We start from the raw sequence: 22,361 nt of genomic DNA, 5'->3' as shown, positions 1-22,361 counted from the left end.
TTTGTACCTTTAACGCAAATAAAAAAACCCTCTGTGCTCAAACAAACACAGAGGGCTAAAGAGAAAAAAACGCAGTTATAGTTCTGTGTTTTCTTTGATCTCTGCTTGCACACCAATTACATGAGAGCCAATGCGTTTGAAAAAAATACGCTGTACTGCCACACGCTTGGTTTTCAAGTTTAAGATAAGCGCATCTAACTGCTGGGTAAACTCGGTTTGAGCTAAATCTGCCATTTCTAATAAAAATGGCCGCCCTGTCACATCCACCACATCAGCCAAACTCACGCCTTTCAGGTAACGTTCAGCAGCATCAAACTGCACATTCTGCTGCTCTAGATCTAATACGAGCACACGTAAACCTCTGAACTGAAACTCGCCAGTACGGTTTGCAAATTTACGCAATGCGCCCTCTGGATCGACCTCAAAACTATGCACCGCCTCGTCTAGCACGTTTTGTACCTGTTCTAAGGTGGGCGCTACTGGGAAATACCCCACTGCCACAACAATACCATCAACCAACTCAAACGAAGTTAGCTTGGCGTCCATGCCGCCATCTGCAGGGTTATACCACTGATACTGCACCGTCCCCTGCTTTTGGCTTTTAACGCTTTCGATTATTTCTTTAAAAAATGGTCGTTGGTTTGTATCGGTTTGATCTAGTACGTTTTCACCTATCAGCGTGGCTGACCAACCCCCACTAGAAAGCAAAATGCCCTCTGTATTGAGGCTAAACACATAGAGGTCTCTGTCCACAAAACGCGCGTCGCGGTTGAAGTCATTGACCCCCACCACTCCTTTGTTTTTTATATGCTGCACAGCACGCTGCAATAGCTGATGGACACGTTGCTCTACCGTCGGTTTAGTCTGCATGGTCGCTTCGGCCAATAAGAGCTCTTGAGCAGCGGCTGGCGGGGTAACTGAGCCTAACGCCGCCGCAACCATAGCGCCAGTGACTTGCTTGATATAAGACATTTTTTTCACATTAATACCCCATTAATCTGGGTAACCAGAGAGAAAGCGAGGGCACAAAAGCAATAATGAAAATAGCAACCACATAAGCCCCAACAAAGGGCAATGCGCGCGCCACAATTTTTTCTACTGTAGCCCCGCCAATACCGGAAGCCACAAAGAGGTTTTCACCTAAAGGTGGAGTCACAAAGCCCACTGACAAGGCGCAAATCACCACAATACCTACATGAGTCGGATCTATGCCAAACATATAGGTAACGGGCAAGAGCACAGGCACCAAAATCATGATGGCTGCTAGAGTTTCCATAAACATGCCGACAAACAGCAGAAAAGCGATGAGTAGAGTCCAAATCACATACATGTTGTCGGTCCAGCTTAATAACGACTCTGCAATCACTGCAGGAATACGTTGCTCTACCAATAAGCGCCCAAATACCGTGGCGGCAAACAAAATCAGCAATACACGCCCGGTAATCCATGTGGTGGTGCGTAACGCATGAAACGTTTTACTCAAATTGAGCTCACGGTGAATAAAAATCCCTACGAACACGGTATAAAATACCGCGACTACAGCAGATTCTGTCGGCGTAAAAAAGCCGGCATAAATACCACCTAAAATAATTAAGGGGGCTAATACAGACCAAACACCACGACGTAAAGCCCGCAGAACCTCTATAGCAGACCAGCCTTCTTTGGTGCCGGCATAGCCTTCTTTACGAGAGATAATATAATTTAAAATCAGCAAGCTGCAGCTCATTACTAGCCCTGGTACTACACCAGCAATAAACAGCTTTGAGATGGATACCGAGCTAAATTGACCATATTGCGCAACGGCTTCGGGCGGTGGCTGTAAACCCAAGGCCGAAATACCAAAAATCACCATGGGGATAGAAGGTGGAATAATAATACCCAAGCCCCCTGAGGAAGCGGTTAAAGCAGAGGCATAGTCCAACGAATAATTGCGTTTGGTCATGGCGGGGATCATCAACATGCCCACCGCAGCGGTGGTGGCAGGCCCCGAACCGGAAATAGCGCCAAAAAACAAACAAGCTAAAACGGTGGCTACCCCTAACCCCCCTGTAATGGGCCCAGCTAAGGTTTCCGCAATATCAACCAAACGCCGCGAAATGCCTGCGGCCTCCATCAGGGCTCCTGCCAGCACAAACGCTGGCAAAGCCATCAGCGGAAAGCTACCCACCGAGGTAAACGCAATTTGTACAAACGAAATGGGGTTTTTACCTAACGTTAAAAACGCCACAAGGGCCGCACCAGCTAACGATACCGTTATGGGGGCCCCGATTAATAGCAGCACCACAAAGCTGCCAAACAACAACGCCACAATATACTGTTCCATTATGCGACTCCCTTTAACTGCGAAGGAGCACTAGTGGGGTTTTGAGCTGCTTGGGCAGTTTCTGTGATCTCTTGAAGCTCTTGAGTCTCTGGATCCACAATTTCCACAGATTTAAAAAACAATAAGTAGTTATTCCAAAGAATTCGAATGGACATCAGTAAAAAAGCGGCTGGTAGCACCATAAAGAAATACTTCATTGGGATGCCCATGGTTTGCGACTTCCAAAACAAATTCATGCGATTAAAGACAAAGTCATAGCTTAGCCAAGTGAAGTACAAGTTAAATGCAACCCAAATAAGGTCGGCAATGCCCTCACTGATTTTTTTTACAATGGGCGGAAACCAACGAAACTGAAACGTAACTCGGTTATGGGCCGACATTTTGGCAGCCACCACGGCCCCCAAGTACGCAAACCACACAAACATATAAGTAGCGAGCTCTTCTCCCCAAGGAATGGAGTAGCCCCAAAACTGCCTTAATATAATCTGTACAAATAATAAGGTGACAAATACGGCGAGCAATAAGCCACACACATATTCCTCAACATGATCCAGCACATGCAGTAATTTCGCTTTTACCGACATGACTACCTCCAGTTGCAGCGAATCAATAGAACCAATAAACACCAAAGCGTGAGCTACTAGGGGTAGCTCACGCTAAGTACAGTTAGGAACGATTTAGACTATTAATGACTTCATCTAGGCGTTCTTTGCCGCCGACCACATCATAAAACTTAGGCCAAACCTGACTGGTTGCTGCATCGATCCACTCTTTTTCGTCATTGGCAGGATCAACAATTTCCATACCAGCGGCAGTCAACTGCTCTTTAATTTCTTTTTCGGTTTCGTTTAAGTAAGTAAAGCTGTGCTCAGTGGCTTCTAGACCAGCCTCTAGGATAATTTTCTGCATCTCAGGTGTTTGTGATTGGAACACCTGTTCGCTGACGACAAGCGGCTCTAGCGAGAACAAGTAACGAATATTGGTAATGTATTTTTGTACCTCATCAAACTTCATTGCCGCTACTGTAATGTAGGGGTTGTCTTGCCCATCAACAACGCGCTGTTGTAATGCCGTAAAGGTTTCTGTCCAAGCCAATGGGTTAGGGTTTAAACCCCAAGCATTGTAAGTAGAGACCATGATTTCATTTTTAGGGACGCGGATCACAAGACCTTTCAGGTCCTCTAGTGTTTTCACTGGACGCTTGGAGTTCGTCAATACTCTAAAGCCCGAGTATGACCAACCAATAATCCGTACCCCGGCATCACGAATCGTATTTTCTGTGAGCTCTTGACCCACTGGCCCTAAGGTGAGCTCTTTGGCTTCGTCTGCACTTTGAATTAAGTACGGCAACGTCAAAATAGCGACTGAGGGAGAAAAAGGTGTGACGTTATTGATAGCAAGCACCGAAAAATCCAATAACCCCATCGCGGCATCGTTTACGGTGTCTTGTTCATCACCAAGCTGACTATTTGGGAATAAATCGGCTTTGGCTTTGCCGTCAGTTTTTTCGTTCAGCTTTTCTGCAAAAGCCTTGGCTAGTTCATACTGTGTGCCGCCTTGGGCATCACCAATAGCTACCTTGAAGGTTTGAGCCGAGACCATGCTCGACATTAACAAGCCCATGCTTAGAGCAAATGGCATTAACAGTTTTTTCTTCAGTTTCATGTTTGTCTCCTTCCTCTTTGTGTATTTTTTAAGAGGTATTGGTATGTAGGGGGCTACTGTAGTAACCCTTTGTGAAACTACGACTTACAACACTTCATCTTTTAAGTGGTACCAGCGATACAAGAAGCGTTGTCCTATGCGTCTAAATGGCGCAAAGGCTTCGGACACCACCATTTCACGCACATTAGGAAATGGCAATCGATCTTGGAAAATGGGTAAATCCAGCTCAGCACCATGCCCCGCAATACGTTGTGCCATGCGACGTCCTGCTTGGGATGAGTACATCACCCCATTACCGCCATACCCCATCGCATAAAAAATACGTTCTTTGGCATCTGGCTGTACGATGCGAGGCATCATGTCATGGCTGACATCTACCCAACCCCACCAAGAATAATCCAACTCAATACCGGCTAAAGCTGGAAACTTACGGGCAATGGCATCGCGTAGATTCTTTTCGTACTTGTCCTCGGGGGCTTGACGACCAGAGATCGCGCTACGACTGCCTATTTGCAAGCGATTGTCGGGCAATAAGCGATAATAATTACGTAAAACACGCGTATCAGTAAGCACTTGATGCGTATGGAAATGACATGCTTCTATTTCTTGAGGTGTCAAAGGACGTGTGACCACCGAGTTGGACAACACTGGCATCAAGCGGTTTTTAAATTCTTTGTGTAGGTGATTAGAGGTATACCCACCCGTCGCTACCGCTACGGTTTTGGCACGGACTACACCCCCAGGGGTACGCAAATAATGATAACCATTACGCGTTTCCCACCCTGCTACAGGGCTAGCCGGATGCACTTTTACGCCTAAGGCGCGTGCTTTTTTTATGTAGCCAAAAGCTAATTTAGCGGCATGCACACCAATGCCCTCAGGCTCGTGCATAGCGCCCTGGGCTTCTTGGTCGCCCACCCATTGCTCTTTAACTGTTTGCGCATCAAGGATTTGAGCGTTATAGCCAAAGGTTTCACGCAATAATTTGGCTTCAGCCTCTAGAGTGGGCATCACTTTGGCGCGGTGCGCAATGTACAAATGACCACCAGGCTGAGGATCACAATCGATATCCTTGATCAGCTCTTTGAAGTTTTCCATGCCCTCTACACACTCACGGTGCATTTTCAGTGCGGTGTCCAAACCCCAACGCTTAATCCACTGCGAGCGCTTCAGACGGCCAGAAGCGCATTGTGCTTGACCACCATTGCGGGTGCTGCAACCCCAGGCGGTACGGTTTGCCTCGAGAACAATGGACTGAATACCGTACTCTTGGGCCAGAAAAATAGACGTGGTTAAACCAGTAAAACCAGCTCCAATGATGGCGACCTCAACCTCGGTATCGTGTTGAATAGGGCCATCATCAGCGGGCGGTTCGCCTGCGGTGCCGATCCAGTAGGTTGGCGCATAATCTACTCCTGCCCCTGGTGTGGCATCGAGCATTGGGTCATAACCTGGCTCATAGGCAGATCGGGCCGAAGTGGCCTGATTACGCAATAGCTCCATGTTTGATGCGTTCATGGCCCTTACTCACTTTTAAATGCAGGACGATTTTTTCTGTAAGCGTCTTTGATTGCAATTTTTCCGTCGCGGAATGTAATCAAATCCACCATGCGAGCTTCAGTGCGCATCCCATCTGCCGTTGTGCCAGAATAAGTGGTGCTATAGAAACCAAAATCATCCACAACTTGGGCAATAAAATCTGTCCACTGTGCATCTGGGCAAGTTAACCAAGCCTGCTCAAAGGCTTTAGCCACAGCAGCTTGACCGGTGTGAGTAGTTCCGCGTAGCCCATCTCCGGCCACCGTGTGAAACACACAGTCCTCGGTCATCATGCTCATTAGTGCATCAAGGTCATGACGGTTCCAAGCGGCGGCGAATTCTTTCAAAAGGGCTAAGTTTTTTTCTGACATGATTGTCTCCGTGTGTAGCTCAAATTTTATGCTTCTATCCAACATACTGAATGTGCTGCAGAGCTCGTAGAACCAACTGGAGACAATCGATTGGTCCAGATTAAATGGCCTTGGCATGCCGTCTTTCACCAAACCCATAAAGCATGCGGATTACAGACGCTAACTGCCGAATTCCAGGCTCAATTTTGTGGTGAGGTATAGAGGCAAACCCTAAGCGGAAAAAGTGCTGATTTTCCGTACTTTTAGTAAAAAAAACATCCCCTACCTCGATCAGTACTCCTTGCTGTTCAGCTGCTTGAGCTAATTCATGAGAATTCATGACCGGAGGGCACTCAACCCAACACGCAGCTCCGCCACTAATGTATTGATAATGCAGAAAAGGTAAGTGCTCATCGAGAGCACGCATTAACACCTCGGCTTTATCGCTGAGCAGAGCAGCACGCTTGCGTAACACCGCGTCGTAATGGCCTAGCGATAAAAACTGCGCAAAAACGCGTTGCATATAAGCCGTAGGATGCCGAATATTTAAACGACGAATAGCGCGTAAACGCTGACTTAAAATTGGATCAGCTGCCACATAACCCATTCGGATGCCCGGAGCTAGTACTTTGGATACACTGCTGATGTAAATAACGCGTCCGGTTTGATCTAAGCTTTTTAAACTAGGGGACGCTTCATTCGTTAAGCAGTTTTCACTCTCGTAGTCGTCTTCAATAACAATGAAGTCGTGCTTTTGTGCCAACCGTAAAAGCTCCTGTTTACGCTCCAGGCTCATGCGCACAGTAGTCGGGCTTTGATGGCTAGGAGTAACATACACATAGTCACAGCGGGCTAACGCATCCTCATTAATAATTAGCCCCTCTGCATCAATGGGCAAAGGCTGAACCTGTTGAGTGCGACTTAAAAAAATATTGCGTGCATCGGGATAACCAGGGTCCTCGATACCAACAACTTTGTCTGGCCCAACCAGTAAATCGGCTAGCAAATACAGGGCATGCTGCGCCCCCACAGTGATAACAAGCTCATTATCATTCACCCAGACCCCACGGCGCGGCAAGACGCGCAGACGTAGCTGTTTAATTAGACCCTCGTCGTCACGCATGAACATGTCTTGGGCCCACTCTGAGACCTCAAGCGCACTGAGAGTCGCCATACAACATGCACGCCACGCGGCACTTGGGAAAGTTTCACTATCGAACTGACCGTAGATAAATGGATAAGGGTATTGACGCCAATTGGCTTTTTTTGTGATGTTGCGCTGGGCCTCAGGATCAAATCGAAAACGATGACTCCAGTTAGGACGTTGCTCGGGGTCAATGTCCTTAGCTTGACGCGGTGCATGTTTGATTTGTTGCATGAGTGCCGGGTTGGCAAAATAACCGCGACGTTCGTAAGCAATTAAATAGCCCTCGTCCACCAAGTTTTGATAGGCAATGACTACGGTATTACGCGCTAGACCGAGTATTTCAGCCATTTCCCGACTTGAGGGAATAGCCATGGTTGTGGGCCACTGACCCTCGAGCACCACACCCACTACCATCTGGCGCACCTGAGCTTGTAGGCTGAGACCAAGGTTCGCATGACGTAAAAACTGCTGCCGCCACATCACGCCACTTGACTCTTTATTCATCGTCCCTCTCCATTTATATGAGCCAAATTGAAAAGTAACCGATCGCCAACCTTTTTTCTATTCGGTTTTTCCTTAACTTGTCAATTTTTTAGTGCGCTGACTTTTGGCTTTAGTGCTATTCATCTCCGCCCTGAACGGCGGGGTTTTCCGCGCGATTTAATAAAAAAAGACCACAAGCCCTTTCAGAGCCTGTGGTCTAGACCGTGTTCTATGTCGTAAAGACGTATTCGGGTAGGACTTTATTGAGCCACAGGTTGTGACTGAGTATGAATTAACCCTGTTGTAGGTGAAGAAGGCTCAGCCAAATAATGCTTTTTAGGCATCCGGCCCGCCAAATACGCATCACGCCCTGCTTGTACTGCGCGACGCATCGCACGAGCCATGCGTATAGGGTCTTGGGCATAGGCCAAAGCCGAATTCATCAACACCGCATCACAGCCTAACTCCATCCCTATAGTGGCATCTGATGCCGTTCCCACCCCTGCATCTAACAACACAGGCACGGATATTTGTTCACGTATGAGTTGTACATTCCACGGGTTCAGAATCCCCATGCCAGAACCAATAATCGACGCTAAGGGCATAACCGCCACACAACCTAAATCTTCTAACATCTTGGCTTGTACAGGATCGTCTGAGCAGTACACCATGACATTAAAACCATCACGCACTAGCTCTTTGGTAGCCGCTAGGGTTTCAGGCATATTAGGGTAAAGGTTGGACGGGCTGCCAAAAATTTCTAGCTTAACCAAATTATGCCCATCTAAAAGCTCACGAGCTAAGCGGCAGGTGCGAATGGCGTCTTGGGCACTATAACACCCTGCCGTATTGGGTAAATACGTGAATTCGCTTGGCGACACATAATCAAGCAAACTCGGCTCATTGGCGGTTTGACCTATATTGGTGCGGCGTATAGCAACAGTCACAATTTCGGCACCGCTTTCTAGGATGGCAGCACGCGTTTCCTCAAAATCCTTGTACTTACCTGTACCAACAAGTAAGCGGGATTGATACGATTTTCCGGCTAAAACAAAAGGGTCTGTGGCCATGAAATTTACTACCTCTACATCTATTCAAAAAACGCTGTAGAAGCTAAAGCCTCTACAGCGTAACCAGTGGTCGTCTATGCAGACTTAGACATAATCTTTGTATTTGTCTAGCATACGTACAGGCTTACGTAGGGCATCACGACGGAACGGATCGCCTAGCTCACGTGTACACATGATTTCAATAACGCAGGTTTTGCCTTCGTTCATTTGCATGTCAATAGCACGTTTTAGTGCTGGACCGACATCCTCAAGACGATCCACCACAATGCCTTCGGCACCCATGGACTCGGCAATGCCTGCAAACGATGGGCTTTCAAGTTCACCCGCTACAAAGCGACGGTCATAGAACTCAACTTGGTTTTTCTTCTCTGCACCCCACTGACGGTTGTGGAATACTATCGCAGTCACTGGAATGTCATGACGTACAGCTGTCAGAATTTCCATCATGCTCATAGCCCATGCCCCGTCACCTGCGTAAGCAATAGCAGGACGATCAGGCGCGGCTGCTTTGGCACCAATAATAGTAGGCAAAGCATAACCACAATTACCAAAACTCATTGGTGCAAAGAAACTACGTGGCTTTTCAAAGCGCAAATAGCTGTGAGCAACGGAGTTGATATTACCAATATCGGTAGAGACCATTACGTTCTCTGGCATGGCTTTTTCTAGCTCACGCAATACTTGACGTGGGTGCAAGTAGTCACCGCCATTAAAGGTTTTCTCTTTGGCGTTTTCTGCAATCATGTCCAAGCTGTACGGGTCTTTTTCATGAGTCCAACCGTCTAACTCGGCTTCCCACTCGGCTTTTTCAGCCGCTATTTTCTGAGCGCGCTCTTCTTTGGTTGCGTCACACGCTAATGTTTCATTGGCTAAACGCTTAGTCAATTCGGTAGCTACGGCTTTGGCATCACCACAAATACCTACGGAAATTTTCTTCACTAAGCCCAATACTTTGTGATCAGCATCAATTTGGATGATTTTGGCATCTTTAGGCCAGTAATCCATACCATACTGAGGCAAGGTACCAAATGGTCCTAAGCGTGAACCTAAAGCAATAACCACGTCAGCTTGAGAGATCAACTTCATGCCTGCTTTGGAACCTTGGTAACCCAATGGTCCGCACCATTGTGGATGGCTGGCAGGGAATGAGTCGTTATGCTGATAGCTATTCACTACAGGAGCACCCAAGCGCTCGGCTAAAGCAATACATTCTTCAACTGCATCACCCATAACCACGCCACCGCCGGAAATAAGGACGGGGAATTTTGCATTGCGCAATAGCTCAATCGCCTCATTTAACGACTGTTCGCCGCCATGACCACGATCTACTACCTGAGGCTGAGGAATTTCACATGTGATTTCGCCGTAGAAGTAATCACGTGGAATATTGAGCTGAGTAGGACCCATCTCGCTTTTAGCGCGGTCAAAACAACGCGCTGTGTACTCAGCCATTCGTGCAGGGTTGGTCACATGGCCTTGGTACTTAGTAAACTCTTGGAACATAGGGAGTTGGTTACACTCTTGGAAACCACCTAGACCCATAGTATTGGTACCTGCCTCGGGGGTAATAATAACCACAGGGCTGTGTGACCAGTAAGCGGCCGCAATACCGGTAACGCAGTTACTAATACCAGGACCGTTTTGTCCAATCACTACACCATGACGACCAGATACACGCGCATAACCATCAGCCATATGCGCAGCGCCTTGTTCGTGTACAACAGGAATTAAACGAATACCAGCGGGAGCAAAAATATCCATTGCGTCCATGAACGCAGAACCCATAATTCCGAAAATATCGGTGGTGCCATTGGCAACCAAAGTCTCCACAAAGGCTTCGGAGGGGGTCATCTTGGTAACGCCGCTGACCACTTTACGGTTATCAACTACTTGGCTCATGTTATGAAGTCTCCAATTTTGACGAGTTAAGCGTACCCGCCACACAAATTACAAATTCCAAGACCAAAAATACTTTTATTCGAGATTTTCAGCCATTTAGGGTTAAGCTAACACAAAAATACAAATAAATGAAATGATTTGTGTCGTTTTTTCTAATAATATATGATTAACCCTAGGTACAAGCCCTAAAAATCACTGCCTATATGGGCTTTTTTGGAGACAAAAATGCAAACCTTGCTTGAACAACCTACGCGTCAAGTTGCCGTAAAAGATCTATTTAATTTTGACAGCACCATGAAGGTAATGGCTTTTGAAGAGCCCACTGAATATGTGCCCAAGATTGATGAAGCATATTTATTTGATCCTGAAGTCACTTTGTCGCTTTTAGCAGGTTTTAACAATAACCGACGCGTGCTTGTGCAAGGACGCCACGGCACAGGTAAATCTACCCACATAGAACAAGTCGCCGCCCGCTTAAACTGGCCCTGCATACGGGTTAATCTCGATGGGCATATCAGCCGTTTAGATTTAGTGGGTAAAGACACCATTCGCATTGAAGACGGATTACAAGTCACCTCTTTCCAAGAGGGAGTTATCCCCTGGGCCTTACAACGACCTGTTGCTTTGATTTTTGATGAGTACGATGCGGGACGCCCTGATGTGATGTTTGTGATTCAGCAAATTCTTGAACAAGAAGGCCGTTTCACCATGCTCGACCAAAATAAGGTCTTAACGCCGCATCCGTATTTTCGCATTTTTGCTACAGCTAACACCGTAGGACTTGGCGATAGCACTGGTCTCTACCACGGTACACATCAACTAAATCACGCTCAAATGGATCGTTGGAATATTGTGGCAAACCTGAATTACATGGACCCCGAGCAAGAGGTGGCTATTGTTTTAGGACGCGTCCCCATTAAAAACACTACTCAAGGTGCACAAGATATCCAAGCCATGGTGACTTTAGCAAACTTAACGCGTCAAGCTTTTGCTGCCGGCGACTTATCCACCTTGATGTCTCCTCGTACTGTGATTACGTGGGCGGAAAACTGTACCATTTTTAAAGATAAGCAGCGTGCGTTTGCCGTGTCGTATCTTAATAAATGTGATGAAGCAGAAAAAGCCATGGTGGCCGAGCTCTATCAGCGTTGCTTTAATGAAGAGCTAGTGTGGTAATGCTCTTGATCTCTGGAGGCTACTTATTATGACCGCATCCACTGACGCCTTGAGGCACCAACGCCGGGTCCGCGAGCTAAGTGCAGCCGTGACTCGCGCTTTAGCTGCTGATCCAAGCATCCATTTACGGCAACAACATTTTTTCAAAGGAAACCAAAGTCTGGCCTCTTACGCGCCGCACCTGCGCTTACAACCCGAGGAGCAGCTAGAGTTTTTACGTGGGGTCGCAGACAGTTTAGCTATACGATTGCAATACAGTGATCAGACTTTGCACCAATCTCATTTACCCGACGAGCCATTGGCTCGTATGGTTTTTGACTGGTTAGAAAGCTTGCGCACTGAGTCCTTAACCCCCGACACCTTGCCCGGAGTTAAAGCCAATTTAGAAAAACGGTTTTATTACTGGTCCGCTGGCTTTCATCATGCTGGTCATACCCAAACGGCCTTAGGTATTTTGCTATATACCGTAGCGCAAATGTGCTGGAGCCGCTTAATGGGCCGACCGGTCTACGAAGAAACTGAAGATCTTATTGAGGCTACCCGTGCTTCAATTAATGCTGAGCTCGGAACAGCTTTAGCTGGTTTGCGGCGCGCCCGACACAATCAAGCCGACTATATTCCTCATGCCTTAGCCATTGCCCATTTAGTAGCACGTAGTGTGGAGCAGGCCTTAGCTCATCAGAAAAAGCAAAACCCAGAAGACGAAGAGGACGATTCAAGCCAAGACGCGTTTGCCTTATTACTAGACCTAGATGCAGGCCAAGAAGGAGCTATCCATACGGCAGAGTCCGCACAAAGTGACGTGTTCACAGCATTAAAAGAACGCTATGTCATTTTTGACGCGCAATTTGATCGGGTCACCCACCCTGCAGAAAGCGTGCGAACCGAGCTATTAGAGGAATACCGCGAACGCATCAACCAACGCATTGCAGCCCAACACATCCCTTTTCCTTTGCTGGTACAACGTATACGGCGTGCCTTAGAGCGCCCTTTAGGTGAGCGTTGGGAATGGGACCAAGAAGAGGGACTCATTGATGGACGCCGCCTCACTCAGTTAATTAGTTCGCCCATGGAGCGTCGTTTATTTAAACGCCCCCAACCGCTTATCCAGCACCAAACCAGCGTCAGCTTTTTAATTGACTGTTCGGGCTCAATGAAAATGCATGCAGAAACTCTGACCATGATGGTGGACTTACTCTGCAAAGCCCTAGAACGAGCGGGGGCTCAAACTGAAGTGCTTGGGTTTTCCACTCAAGCCTGGAATGGCGGTCGCCCCTATAGACGCTGGCGCGCTACAGGCCGTAAGCCACACCCAGGCCGACTTAATGAGGTAGAGCACCGCATTTTCAAAGAGGCTGAGACCTCATGGCAACACGCGAACCGCGCCATTATGGCTTTGTTGAAATTGGACTTGTACAGAGAGGGCATAGACGGGGAAGCCGTGCAATGGGCTTGCGATCGGCTTTTAGCCCAGTCCACCACCAGAAAAATACTGTACGTTTTGTCCGATGGCTCGCCCATGGATAGTGCTACTAATTTGGCTAATGACGATTTTTATATTGATAACCATCTCCAACAAGTGCTTGCTCAGTATCAAGCACTTGGTGTGGAGGTGTGTGGTATTGGTATAGGCCTAGATTTAGGTCAACTCTATCAAAACTATCTTATTGCTGACTTGCATAAAGGATTAGACAACCATTTTATTGATGACTTTGTTCAAAGCTTACGTGGATTCCGACGTTAGATTAAGACTCACCCAGTTGCGCTTCTATTTGGGTCAATGCCTGTGCTGCACGTTGCAGTGCAGGTAGAGTTTCTAAAGCTTTGTCAGGTGTCATGCGCATGATGGGGGCTTGGGTAGCAACGGCCATGTTAGAACGACTTCCATCAGGACGTGGTACTAGCACTGCCACACAGAACAAACCAGGCAAAAACTCCTCATTATCAAACGCATAGCCTTGTTGCTTCACTTTCTCTAGCTCGGCCTCGAACTCCTCTAAGCTCTGGAGCGTGTTTTTTGTGTACACATCAAAAGGCGCATTAGCTAATAAACGACGGCGTTGTGCGGGTGGCATCTGAGCGAGCAAGACCTTGCCACTGGCCGAGCAATGCACAGGTACACGCGAACCAGGCCGTAAATAAAACCGCAAAGGCGCTTCAGTTTCCACACGATCTAAATACAAGACTTCATTGCCTGCTAATGCCGTCAAGTTACAGCTTTCCCCCAGCTCATTACCCAATGACTTCAAGACCGCATGACGCGCTCCGTATCGAGTGTCATTAAACAACAAGTCTTCGGCTAAGCGACGTAACCGTCCGCCCACACAATAATGACGTCCATCAGTATCACGCATCAACATGTCTGCATTTTCTAACTGTTGCAGCATTCTGTGTACTGTAGGTTTTGGTAAATCCGTGTTATCGACTAAATCCTGCAAAGCAAACTGACGCTCTTGGGCAGCAATCAGCTCTAGCAAACTAAACAAGCGCATAGCAGGTGTATCCCCTGCAATTTTCACGGACTCCAGATCCGCTGGGTTCACTTTATTGTTCATTCTGAGCACCTAAATTCTATTATTCAATACAAAATATACCAAAAAAAGCACAAAATCTTGACCTTAGCCTAATTTCTCGCTAAATTCTATAAAACAATAAACGATACCTACTGTACCAAAAAACGAGACCGAGGCGATACATGCAATTATTAAACCACCTTATCCACGCTGCTAAAAAGAACCCCGCACGAATTGTGGTGTGTGAAGCCGAGGACCCTCGAATCTTAACTGCTGCATGCCGAGCACACCAACATGGGCTGGCTTATATGACACTAGTAGGCAACAGCGAGGCTATTAAGCAACGAGCTGCTGAGCATTATCTTGATATTCAAGACCTTATTATTGAGGACCCTAGCACCTCAAAAAAACGGCCTGAGCTGGAACAAGCCTTGGTTGCACGTCGAGGCCATAAAGGGATGACTGCGGAAAAAGCGCACCAAGCTTTGAACGACCCATTGTGTTTTGGCACCATGCTTGCTCACTGTGATTATGCGGATGGTGCAGTCGCTGGCGCTATTTATAGTACCGCAGATGTGGTGCGCAGTGCTTTACAACTTATTGGCAAAGCCCCAGAAGCCAGTCTAGTTTCTAGCTTTTTTCTTATGTTTTTGGATAAAGACCATCACCCTACCCGCAACGGTGTGATTTTTACTGATTGTGGTTTAGTGATTGAGCCCAACGAAGAAGAACTCGCGGCTATAGCTATTGCTGCAGCTGAAAACGCACGCTATTTATTACAAGTTGAGCCCCGTATTGCTATGTTAAGCTTTTCCTCTGCGGGTAGCGCCCAACACCCTGCCGTAACCAAAGTGATTAACGCAGCTCAACGCGTTAAAGCCGCTCTACCCGGTGTTGCAATTGATGAAGACGTGCAATTTGATGCTGCTATTATTCCAGAAATCGCAGCAAAAAAACTTAAAAACTCTCAAGTCAAAGGGCAAGCTAATGTTTTTGTGTTCCCTAACCTAGAGGCCGGCAACATTGGCTATAAAATTGCAGAGCGCTTAGGGGGTGCCACCGCTATCGGACCGTTACTTCAAGGTCTTGCTAAACCCATCAATGACCTCTCACGTGGCTGCAGTACAGAAGATGTGTACTGTGTTATTGCCATCACATCTCTTCAAGCCCATATGAGAAAAAATACAACATGAGCTTTTTAACCTTATCTGTGCTGCTTTTAGTCATCGCTATTGGTACTTACTTTCAAACGGTGACGGGCTTTGGCCTTGCCATGATTGTAATTGGTCTGAGCAGCGGTCTAGAGCTAACTAGTGTGCCTTTTATTGCGACGGTGGTTAGTTTAATTAGCTTGGTAAACAGTGCCATTGCCTTGCCCAGACACCTTCACCATATCGATTGGCGCATTGCAAATACCACCTTGTTAGGAATCGTGCCCTCTAGTGTGATTGGGGTGGTGTTACTCAATTTCCTGAATGCCCAAGCTGCAAGCATTCTAGAGTTTTTATTGGGTGTAATTATTGTCTATAGCGGCATCAGCTTTGCCTTACGTCCTAAACAACGCACCAAAGAATCTAGCCTAAAGTCTTTTTTTGGTATTGGGTTTATTTCTGGCTTGTGTGGCGGCCTGTTCGGCATGCCGGGTCCTCCCGTTATTTTTCATATGTATCGCCAACCCATGGAAATGGCAGTCATCCGCAACATGCTGTTGCTAATGTTTGCCTGTACCGCATTTACGCGAACATTTTATGAGGTGATTACAGAGGGCTTACCTACCGAGACCTTAGTAACTTCGGCCATCGCAATTCCCTGTGTGGCTATTTTTACTTTATTGGCTCAGCGCTTCCCCCCACCCGTCAGCCCCACTACGATGCGTCGCATTACGTTTATCAGCTTAGTCATCATTGGCTTAGGGCTCATGTACGGCAGCATTAACTCCATGAAATTTATGTTTTAACTGTTATTTTCTTTATATCTTTTTAAGCGATAAGTCTGTGCATGGCTTATCGCTTTTTTATACGTGAAAAAATACTTATGCCTTTACTTACCGACTCCCTCTCTCAATCGCTTGGGCACTGGCTGGTTCAGCAAGCCCAAGCAGATGGCTTAGCCCCTGTGTGTATTGCGTTAAGCAATCCAGACGGGGCACTGCAGTATTTTCTACGCATGGACGCCGCCCCAGTACGTACTATTTCTATTGCGCAGGCCAAAGCATACAGTGCAGCACGATTTGGTAGTAGCACTTTAGCTTTGCAGGAGCGTTTGCAACGTGAGTCCTTATCACTTAGTGATTTTATGGACCCAGCCTTGTGCGCTTTACCTGGCGGCGTACCTCTAGAAATAAACGCCACTCAGATCGGGGCTGTAGGAATAAGCGGACGCAGTTTGGCCGATGATCACGCATTAGCCATGCTAGCCAATGAGTTCTTACAGCAATACGCTAGATAAAAAAAAGCTCTTCCCTAGGGAAGAGCCAATGAGAACCACCTAGTTATTATTTTTGGAGAGCGTTTTACCAAGCACCACTATAAAGCTGTACTGCTAAACTAGTTACCGCTACAGCCACCCAAACCCCAAGACCCAATACCACTGGACGCCAACCAGTACGCGCCATTAAGCGCATATTGCTGGATAAACCAATGGCTGCTAGTGCAAGCACCATTAAAAACTGGGCTATAGTTTGCAGCACGCTTAATACTTCGGCAGGCAATACGCCGGTAGAGCGCACCATAGAAGCCACTACAAACCACACAATAAACCAAGGAATAAGACGCTGAATACTAAAGCCCCCACCTTGTTGTTGCTGACGCCGTACTTCTAAAAACACATAAAACAAACAGATAGGAATAATAAACGTAGCACGTGTCAGTTTTACTACGGTGGCATAGTCACCCGCCTCGGTACTGTAACTATACGCCGCGGCTACCACCGACGAGGTATCGTTGATCGCTGTGCCAGCCCATAAGCCAAAGCCAATGTCTGTCATATTTAAGGCATGCCCAAAAAAAGGAAACACCAGCACTGCCACTACGTTAAAAAGAAAAATAGTGGAAATCGCAAAAGCGGTTTCATGTTCTTCGGGTTTAATAATAGGAGCAACAGCTGCGATGGCAGAGCCGCCACAGATGGCGGTACCAGCCCCAATTAGAGTGCGTAATTTATCTGGTATACCTAGCGCTCGCCCCAATACAGCTGCCACAATAAAAGCGGCTGCCATGGTGATTAAAGTCACCCACAGCGACTCAAAACCGGTTTGTACTACTTGAGTAAAACTCAAACCAAATCCCAATGCAATAATCGACCACTGCAGTACCTTTTTCGAGGCAAAGGCTAGACCGGGTTGAAAAACAGGCAACATACCTAAACTGTTGCGAATGACTAAACCCAACACAATGGCAAACACTGGTCCACCTACAGTGGGTAGCCATTTACCTAATGCCGTAGCAACGATGGCTAGGCCTGCTGCTAAAGCAATGCCCTGCCAAATAGATGGCTTACGTGGTGTATCAGTCTGTTTTACTTGAGGTCGAGCCGACTTTTGCTGTGGCTCTGCCGTAGAAACGTGTGCAGTGGTTGCTCCCATAACTCATCCTAATAATTAATCGGCATAGGCTTATTCTACGCTCAAAATAACAATAATCAAAATAAAATGTCTCAATTAATGAGAAATAGGCAGAAAGCACCACAAATAAAAAAAACCATCATATCTCGGAGCAACGAGCTGTGATGGTAAAAGGACTTTAACCGCTAAAAACTAGTACGGGCAGCGATAACGATGGCGAGGATAATCAATGTCAGCGCAAACGCCTGCGTCGCTAACAGCTAGGACTCGGCTCTGATCCGCGTATTTTTTAAAAATATGTTTAGGACCATCAGCATACCGTACCTGTGCTAACTCGTCGGCTAAAGAGGCAGAAAACACAACAGGATGCCCAATCTGTTGCTGATAGCTAGGACGCACAATGCCACCATAGGTAGCGTGATTAGCCAATAAGATAGAATAAGTAGTGCTCTGCACAAAGGGTAAATCACCCAAACTAACTACCCAAGCTTGTTGAGGGTGTGTGTGTTGAATACCGCAAGCCAAGCTATACCCTAAACCTTGATCCGCTTGTTCACAATACACATAGCGTAGCTGCAATGTCCTAAGCTCAGCCTCAATACGAGGACACGGTTCTCGTAACACCACCACTAGCTCATCAACATGAGACATCAAAGCCAAACAACTACTACGTAATACGCTATTACCATGCACTAAAGTGATTAATAATTTGTTATGTTGACCTGACGGATCAAATCGTGTGCCTCTACCTGCTGCCAACACGATCCCGGTGCGTACTATGTCTGTTCCCACTCGTACACTCTATCAGCGTGATCTTTTGCTAGCTGCACATTTAACTGACTTGGCAACACTACTTTATTTTTATAAGCAATCACTTCAGCCATAATACTGACAGCAATTTCTGCAGGGGTTTTACTACCTATATAAATACCAATGGGGCCTTTTAATTTAGCAAGACTCTGTTCCGTTTGCTCTAAGTGCTCAATCATACGGGCACGACGCAACGCGTGATTTTTTCTAGAACCGATAGCGCCCACATAGAAGGCTGGCGAAGCTAAAGCCTCGAGCAAGGCCAGATCATCCAATTTTGGGTCGTGAGTTAAAGCAATAATGCACGAACGTGGGTCAGGCCCAAAGGTGACCACCTCATCGTCAGGCATACCCGTTACCAGTTGAACCTTGTCCACCGCCCACCCTTGATGGTATTGGTGTCGAGGATCACAGACCGTAACCTCAAAGCCATTAAAAAGTGCCATCGTAGCAAGATACTCGCTTAATTGTCCCGCACCAATTAACAACATACGGAACCGCGGCCCAAAACCCACATGTAACCACTCGTCGTCAAAGTAAAGTGCCTCTGACTGTATGCTTTGCTGCAAGCGCACTGTACCTGTTGTCAGATGCAAAGAGCGGGTCATTAACATACCTTGATCTAGCTGATCTAATAGCTGCCTTAGTTGAGAGGCTTTTGGGTTGTACTCTAATAAGAGTTCAATGGTGCCACCACAGGGCAAACCAAAGCGGTGCGCCTCCTCGGCACTAACACCATACTGACGCCGTTGTGGTAGTTGCAAAGCCTGAGCCGCTAATGCACCGGTCTGACTAAACTGACGGATTAAATCATCCTCTATACAGCCCCCAGACACAGAACCCACTACACGCCCGTCTTCACGAATAGCCATCATGGCACCCACTGGGCGTGGGGACGACCCCCACGTCTGTAACACCGTCACTAATACCGCATGCTGAGATGCTTGACGCCAAGCGTTTAACTGTCTGAGCACTAAGAGATCGATGCTTTCCATGATGTGAATGCTATTAGAGATGACCGGGTTGTTGACGAATTTGTTGAACTTTCTCTAAGAGATTAGCCCACGCTGGGGCTTCAGGTGCATACTGTTTGCGCAAATACTTTAACAAATCAACCAGTTGTGAATCATTAAGGCTATGTTTAAAAGCAGGCATATTGCCTAAACCTGAGGCTGAAGGCCGCGTAATGCCGTGCATAATGACCTGAATTAAATTATCGGGTTTGTCACTATGCACATTGGTATTTAATGCCAAAGACGGTCTATAGCCAAATAACGCTGGACCCGACTGGCTATCATGACACACGGCACAAGCCCCCTCGTAAATCGTTTTACCAGGCATTAACCATACATCAACGTCACCTGTTTGTGCTGTTTGCTCAACTTGCGCCACACTGGCACTGCCCGAGGCTACCGTCGCGGGCACTGCTGCTTTTTGCCCATCTATGTTCATTAAATAATGCGACATGGCACGTACATCGTACTCAGGCAGCTCTGCTAATCCAGCAATAATAGGTCCCATAGGACCTGCTGCTACACCATGCTGCGTCGACTGCCCGGTGCGCAAATACTGATAAAGCTCATTTTCGGTCCATGCTACGGGCGCTTTAGATAATGCATTCAAAGCAGGTGCCTCCCAGCCATCGGCCTCACCCCCCGCTAAGAAATATTGCCCGCGTTTTTCACCGCCAAGCGCATTACGTGGCGAATGACACGCAGCACAGTGACCACTACTATTTACAAGGTACGCCCCACGATTCCATAGCTGTGATTGATCGTCTTGGTATTGATAGGCTTGGCGCTCTTTATGAAACAAGGTGTTCCATCCTGCTAAGGCAGGCCTAAAGCTAAACGGAAAAGGCAGCTCGTTTGTTTTGTTGGGTGCGTATACAGGCTCTTGCACCATTAAATACGCATACAAAGACTGCAGATCCTCATCACTCAGCTGTGCATAAGAAGTATAAGGAAAAGCAGGATATAAATGGGACCCATCACGGTGGATGCCATCGCGCATAGCGCGTTCAAAGGCTTTATACGACCACGCACCAATGCCGGTTTCTTTATCAGGCGTGATATTCGTGGTGTAAATGGTACCAAAGGGCGTGTCTAAGCCTAAGCCACCTGCATTGGTTTTACCGTCTTCCGTAGTGTGACACACCATACAGTCGCCTGCGAGCGCCACCAAACGCCCACGCTCAATGGCTTGGTTCGAAAAAATACTGGTGTCTACTTGATTCACAGGTGGAATGGCTGGACGCCAAGGTGCCGCTACTAATAATGCTCCAGTCAGGGCACTCATCATGCCACCGGCCCAAGCCCACCGTTTTTTTGCTTTGTTTAAACGGGCTTGGCGACCTGTTAAGCGCTGCGTTGCTAGTGTTAAATCCAGAGGCGCATGATAGAGCCGAACCTGCGTTGCGTCCTTGACCGCATTGGCAATAGCCGCTGCTGCCGGTAGCTCAACGGTTTTGCTCCACGCTAACGACTGCCCCACCACTGGGCTTTGATTAAATACCTGAATATGGGCTAGATCCGTTGCTGCACTCGTCGGCTCGGTGGACGAGGTTTCTGTAGAAACGGGTTTGGTACCCGCCAAACCCAACAACTGCTGGGTCCATTGTGAAATTCGGTGCTTGATCTGTGTTTGGGCCGAATCAATCGGCGCACTGTGCTGATCCGTATCAAAAGCAACCGTCACTTTATTCAAATTTAACTGCTGTTCGGTTGCATCGTATTTGAGCTCAACGGCCCATGCCGACCACACTTCTTGGGCGGGCTGCTGTTCGTAATCAAAGGCTTTAACATAGGCAAAACCATAGCCATGGTCTGGCTTTTGTGGGGTATAGACTTCACCGGTTGCATTGACCCAGCCGGCTTGAGTAGCCGCGCGCTGAATCAGATTTTTACCACGCTCATCATGCATTTGCGTTAAGCGTGCCTGCAAAGGGTCTTGTCCTTGGGCCCGTTGGAGCTCATCAAACTCGGACTCTGCCGCAAAGCTTAGAGCAGCGGCATAATCGGCCTGTTGTCCGGTTGGGGCTACCCACTCTATGTGATTAGCAACCGTTGTTTTCACGTAATCAGTACGAACTTCAACGCCAGCAGGCTGAGGCGCATTCCAACCTAGCAAACGCGCAGCCACCGAGGTACCTAAACCTGGGTGCACATTGGCTTGCCAAGTAGTATCAGCAGTGTCACTTAGCGCCAGTCGAATCACCTGTAACTGCGATTGCGCCTGTCTATATATAGGCTGGTCTACTTCTAAAGCAATCAACGCCGCCTCTACGGCAACGTCATAGGATTCGGTTAAAGGTGTTGTACTTTGATAGAGAAGAATCTGATCTGGACTTAACCCAGTTACTACCGCTAGCTCAGACTGCAATTGACGCGGATAAGCTGTGCTTAACCACAAATGAAGTTGTTGATCAACAAAATGGGCCACAGCCCAGGCTGCGGTATTATCTACACTACTGTCCCAGCTATAGGCGTCGTTATGAGACCAAGAAGCTGTGTTCGATGCACGCCCCCAATCGACCTCTACTCTGTCTCGCGCTTGATACGCAGCATGCTGTTGAGCAGCCACAATAGCCAAAAAATGATGGTGTTGTATGCATTTCACCACCCCCGGCACCTGTTGTGCCGCTGTCCAATCAACCGATGGACTTTGATCTGGATCTGTTTCGGTTAAAGCAGCCAATACATCGGCCGCTGGGTAAATCACAGCACCATATAAAAAATAGGCCGTCGCCGGTAACTGGGGGGCTGCGGTTAGTTGTTGGTTATTAAAACGAAGCGTAGCCAAGGAACGTGGACTCATTGCTCTCT

19 protein-coding genes are annotated in these 22,361 nt (G+C 47.4%); 5 read left to right on the top strand and 14 right to left on the bottom strand.

Annotation, left to right across the window (positions count from 1 at the left end; translation table 11 throughout):
- Window positions 1-75 precede the first annotated feature (75 nt).
- The 9 genes from ACBP46_RS01815 to xsc form a co-directional block, all read right to left on the bottom strand.
- A complete protein-coding gene (locus tag ACBP46_RS01815; protein ID WP_371015029.1) occupies window positions 76-972 on the bottom strand; it encodes a cache domain-containing protein in 897 nt (298 codons plus the stop codon).
- Between the two features lie 10 nt (window positions 973-982).
- On the bottom strand, window positions 983-2,323 hold the full coding sequence (locus tag ACBP46_RS01810) for a TRAP transporter large permease (protein WP_371015028.1): 1,341 nt from the start codon (window positions 2,321-2,323) through the stop codon (window positions 983-985).
- Window positions 2,323-2,907, bottom strand: a complete 585-nt coding sequence (locus tag ACBP46_RS01805; protein WP_371015027.1) for a TRAP transporter small permease — start codon at window positions 2,905-2,907, stop codon at window positions 2,323-2,325. Before ACBP46_RS01805 ends, ACBP46_RS01810 begins: the two co-directional genes overlap by 1 nt.
- Before the next feature lie 82 nt (window positions 2,908-2,989).
- The gene (locus tag ACBP46_RS01800; RefSeq protein ID WP_371015026.1) at window positions 2,990-3,988 is read right to left on the bottom strand and encodes a TRAP transporter substrate-binding protein; all 999 of its coding nucleotides are present in this window, start codon (window positions 3,986-3,988) and stop codon (window positions 2,990-2,992) included.
- Between the two features lie 84 nt (window positions 3,989-4,072).
- Complete coding sequence (locus ACBP46_RS01795) at window positions 4,073-5,506, bottom strand: NAD(P)/FAD-dependent oxidoreductase (RefSeq protein ID WP_371015025.1); 1,434 nt, start codon at window positions 5,504-5,506, stop codon at window positions 4,073-4,075.
- Between the two features lie 5 nt (window positions 5,507-5,511).
- Complete coding sequence (locus tag ACBP46_RS01790) at window positions 5,512-5,898, bottom strand: nuclear transport factor 2 family protein (RefSeq protein WP_371015024.1); 387 nt, start codon at window positions 5,896-5,898, stop codon at window positions 5,512-5,514.
- Between the two features lie 100 nt (window positions 5,899-5,998).
- On the bottom strand, window positions 5,999-7,528 hold the full coding sequence (locus ACBP46_RS01785) for an aminotransferase-like domain-containing protein (RefSeq protein ID WP_371015023.1): 1,530 nt from the start codon (window positions 7,526-7,528) through the stop codon (window positions 5,999-6,001).
- Window positions 7,529-7,767: 239 nt separating this feature from the next.
- Window positions 7,768-8,577, bottom strand: a complete 810-nt coding sequence (locus ACBP46_RS01780; RefSeq protein WP_371015022.1) for a thiazole synthase — start codon at window positions 8,575-8,577, stop codon at window positions 7,768-7,770.
- Between the two features lie 84 nt (window positions 8,578-8,661).
- Entirely contained in the window at window positions 8,662-10,476 is a 1,815-nt protein-coding gene (xsc, locus tag ACBP46_RS01775) for a sulfoacetaldehyde acetyltransferase (RefSeq protein WP_371015021.1), read from the bottom strand.
- Window positions 10,477-10,701: 225 nt separating this feature from the next.
- Between xsc and ACBP46_RS01770 the strand changes: the two genes are divergently transcribed.
- Both ACBP46_RS01770 and ACBP46_RS01765 read left to right on the top strand, forming a co-directional pair.
- Complete coding sequence (locus ACBP46_RS01770; RefSeq protein WP_371015020.1) at window positions 10,702-11,652, top strand: AAA family ATPase; 951 nt, start codon at window positions 10,702-10,704, stop codon at window positions 11,650-11,652.
- 28 nt (window positions 11,653-11,680) lie between these two features.
- Window positions 11,681-13,396, top strand: a complete 1,716-nt coding sequence (locus tag ACBP46_RS01765; RefSeq protein ID WP_371015019.1) for a cobaltochelatase CobT-related protein — start codon at window positions 11,681-11,683, stop codon at window positions 13,394-13,396.
- A 1-nt stretch (window position 13,397) separates the two neighbouring features.
- Here the strand turns inward: ACBP46_RS01765 and ACBP46_RS01760 are convergent, their stop codons facing one another.
- The gene (locus ACBP46_RS01760; protein WP_371015018.1) at window positions 13,398-14,207 is read right to left on the bottom strand and encodes an IclR family transcriptional regulator; all 810 of its coding nucleotides are present in this window, start codon (window positions 14,205-14,207) and stop codon (window positions 13,398-13,400) included.
- A gap of 140 nt (window positions 14,208-14,347) precedes the next feature.
- On the opposite strand from ACBP46_RS01760, the gene pta reads away from it, so the two are divergent.
- From pta to ACBP46_RS01745, 3 genes are read left to right on the top strand one after another with little or no spacing between them, the layout of a single operon-like run.
- Window positions 14,348-15,358, top strand: a complete 1,011-nt coding sequence (pta, locus tag ACBP46_RS01755; RefSeq protein WP_371015017.1) for a phosphate acetyltransferase — start codon at window positions 14,348-14,350, stop codon at window positions 15,356-15,358.
- On the top strand, window positions 15,355-16,122 hold the full coding sequence (locus ACBP46_RS01750) for a sulfite exporter TauE/SafE family protein (protein WP_371015016.1): 768 nt from the start codon (window positions 15,355-15,357) through the stop codon (window positions 16,120-16,122). The genes pta and ACBP46_RS01750 overlap by 4 nt, the downstream gene beginning before the upstream one ends.
- Before the next feature lie 41 nt (window positions 16,123-16,163).
- Entirely contained in the window at window positions 16,164-16,613 is a 450-nt protein-coding gene (locus tag ACBP46_RS01745) for a GlcG/HbpS family heme-binding protein (RefSeq protein WP_371015015.1), read from the top strand.
- Between the two features lie 64 nt (window positions 16,614-16,677).
- On the opposite strand, the gene ACBP46_RS01740 is transcribed toward ACBP46_RS01745, so the two are convergent.
- From ACBP46_RS01740 to ACBP46_RS01725, 4 genes are all read right to left on the bottom strand, one after another.
- Window positions 16,678-17,748 (bottom strand): YeiH family protein, encoded by a 1,071-nt coding sequence (locus tag ACBP46_RS01740; RefSeq protein ID WP_371015014.1) that lies wholly within the window; start codon window positions 17,746-17,748, stop codon window positions 16,678-16,680.
- Window positions 17,749-17,919: 171 nt separating this feature from the next.
- Window positions 17,920-18,519, bottom strand: a complete 600-nt coding sequence (locus tag ACBP46_RS01735; RefSeq protein ID WP_371015013.1) for a nucleotidyltransferase family protein — start codon at window positions 18,517-18,519, stop codon at window positions 17,920-17,922.
- On the bottom strand, window positions 18,504-19,532 hold the full coding sequence (locus ACBP46_RS01730) for an XdhC family protein (RefSeq protein WP_371015012.1): 1,029 nt from the start codon (window positions 19,530-19,532) through the stop codon (window positions 18,504-18,506). The genes ACBP46_RS01735 and ACBP46_RS01730 overlap by 16 nt, the downstream gene beginning before the upstream one ends.
- A 13-nt stretch (window positions 19,533-19,545) precedes the next feature.
- The gene (locus tag ACBP46_RS01725) at window positions 19,546-22,353 is read right to left on the bottom strand and encodes a c-type cytochrome (protein WP_371015011.1); all 2,808 of its coding nucleotides are present in this window, start codon (window positions 22,351-22,353) and stop codon (window positions 19,546-19,548) included.
- Window positions 22,354-22,361: the final 8 nt, after the last annotated feature.

This window comes from Paenalcaligenes hominis, assembly GCF_041359055.1.
Classification (GTDB): domain Bacteria; phylum Pseudomonadota; class Gammaproteobacteria; order Burkholderiales; family Burkholderiaceae_B; genus Paenalcaligenes; species Paenalcaligenes hominis_A.
This window is presented reverse-complemented; position numbering and strand designations above follow the sequence as displayed.